We start from the raw sequence: 2,405 nt of genomic DNA, 5'->3' as shown, positions 1-2,405 counted from the left end.
TGTTCCYCCTATATAATAAATTTTTATATAATTTCTTCTATTATAATAGATATACTTTTTTTATGAATTTAAACAGAATAATTATGCCAATGGATAATAATTTTTCAAAAAATAAGAGCCATTTATCTATGGTTAATAAATAAATGGCTTTTGATATAAGTTTTATCCTTGTAGTATTTTAAATACTATTTTTCTTACATTAGATTTAGTATTGAATTTAACTCCTGGTTTATGTGCATCATGAGTAAAGAATAAAGCGAAAGATTTTTCATTAACTACTAATTCAGTAGAATTTTTATCATCTTCATAAAAAATAACATCACTTACTTCAGATAAATCTTCAGTTACTTTTAATCCATCAACTAAACTCCAATACATTACCTCTGTACCTTCTTGTACGTATTGTATATCTATGTATTTTTTATGTGATTCTAATCTACATTCATCACTATCTTTAGTTTCATAACTTTGAACTAATGCAAAAAGTTTATCCCCATCTAATTCATATTTTCCATTTTCTAAATTTTCACTTTCTACACGATCTATAAATTCTACTATAGATTTTAAATCAATGTTTAAATTTTCATATTTACTTATGTTTTTTATACTATCTAATATCATAATGTACTCCTCCATAAAATTATGTTTAATACTGTATTTTACCAAGTTTATGGTATTAAAATTAATTATACCATAATAACTTAACTCATTGTGCTAGTTAATATATAAAAATCTATCTTACTTATGTGTATTTAAACTTCTGCAAGATAGATTTTTTATTTTAGTATTTAATTTTATAATTGCTATTATCTATAGTTTTTACATTTTTCTTTTCTTGTATATAGTCTATTATAATTTCACTTACATCTATATTTATTTCACCTATAACTTCTGCACCTTCATAGCTAGGGTATATAGAAGTGTTGCTTGCACGGTAATTATTCATTACAACACTATAATACTTTTCTAAATCTAAATCTTCACCATTTCTTTTCATTGAAACAACACGATTTCCAAAGTCTTTAGTTAAGTCTATTTCATATGTAAGTCCACCAAATGTATCATAGTTGTAATGTTGCACCTTAGGTACTAAAAAGTCTATATTTACAGTTACTTTTCCATCTTCTAAAACAAAGTAAGTAGCTGCTTTTTCAATTGCTTTTTTAATATTTTCACCTTTTACTTTAAGTATTTTTAGTGTATTTGGATAAGGATAATTTATTAATACATCTCTTATAGACACATTTTTCTTAAAGCCAATTGTACTATCAAATAAAGATAATGCAGATAAATCAGCCTTTGCAACTTCAAGTTGTACCTCATGTAAAAAGTTTACTATTGGATGTCCATTTAATCTTACATCAAATATATCATTAACAACTATATCTCTATCAAAATGTCCTATTTCTTGATCTAAATATACTTGTAGTTTTGCTTCTGTATCATCAAATATACTTTGAAGTTTTTCATCTATCTCAACATCTATATCTTTAACATCAACTAATTCATAGCTTATATCTTTAGTTTCTGTATCTATAACTATTTTAGTAAAGTTTTGACCATTATGAAGAGGTTGAGAGCATATTCTATTATCTATTTTTGTTATAAATGATCTATGTTGGTGACCACTTAAAATCATATCTATAGAATCAAACTTTTCTAAAAGTTCACTTCCTTGATTTTCCTTAGTTAAAGCTTCAGTTGGTGTTGTATTATCTTCTATACTTTTTTCAAATCCACCGTGATAACATACTATTATAAAATCACAGTTTTCTTTTAATTCTTTTTCATACTTTTCATAAGTTTTTACAGGGTCATTAAATGTTAATCCTTCTATATTACAAGGTCTTTCCCAATTAGGCACAAATGATGTTGTAAATCCTATACATCCAATTTTAAATCCATCAAATTCAAATATTTTATATGGCTTTGTGTTTAATGTTAAACCATCTATATTAGCATTTATAATTTTATCACTCACTGGAGAGTATGATTTATTTAAATAATCTAATCCATAGTTAAACTCATGATTTCCTAAAACATAAGCATCATAATTTATATTTTCTAACCCTTCAATAATAGGATTAGTTTGCATATCATGTTTATATAAATAATGAGTAAGAGCAGAACCTTGAACTAAATCTCCACAATCTATTTTTAAAGATGCATCATAATTTAATTCATCCTTTTTCATATAACTACCTATCTTTAATATTCCAAGAGGTTGCTCTGTTACATAGTTAGTTGGATATACATATCCATGTAAGTCACTTGTTTGATAAATAACTAGTTTCATTTTTTCACCTTCTATATACTACGATTTTTTATTGGTTACTTAGATTGTTATGTATAAGCTAAACTGATATTTAAGCTTTAAAAATAGGCTTATACTTCAAAATCTAATA

The 2,405-nt window shown here is 24.8% G+C and carries 2 protein-coding genes; both read right to left on the bottom strand.

The features are described from left to right. Positions 1-162: 162 nt before the first annotated feature. Positions 163-621 carry a YhcH/YjgK/YiaL family protein gene (locus G3997_RS01045; RefSeq protein WP_296646741.1) on the bottom strand — a complete coding sequence of 153 codons (459 nt, stop codon included), beginning with the start codon at positions 619-621 and terminating at the stop codon, positions 163-165. Positions 622-781: 160 nt separating this feature from the next. Continuing rightward, positions 782-2,296 (bottom strand): bifunctional metallophosphatase/5'-nucleotidase, encoded by a 1,515-nt coding sequence (locus G3997_RS01040; protein WP_296646737.1) that lies wholly within the window; start codon positions 2,294-2,296, stop codon positions 782-784. Positions 2,297-2,405: the final 109 nt, after the last annotated feature.

The organism is Romboutsia sp. 13368, assembly GCF_018336475.1.
Taxonomy (GTDB): Bacteria; Bacillota; Clostridia; order Peptostreptococcales; family Peptostreptococcaceae; genus Romboutsia.
Note: the sequence above shows the minus strand (reverse complement) of the source record. Positions and strands in the feature narration are given on the sequence as shown.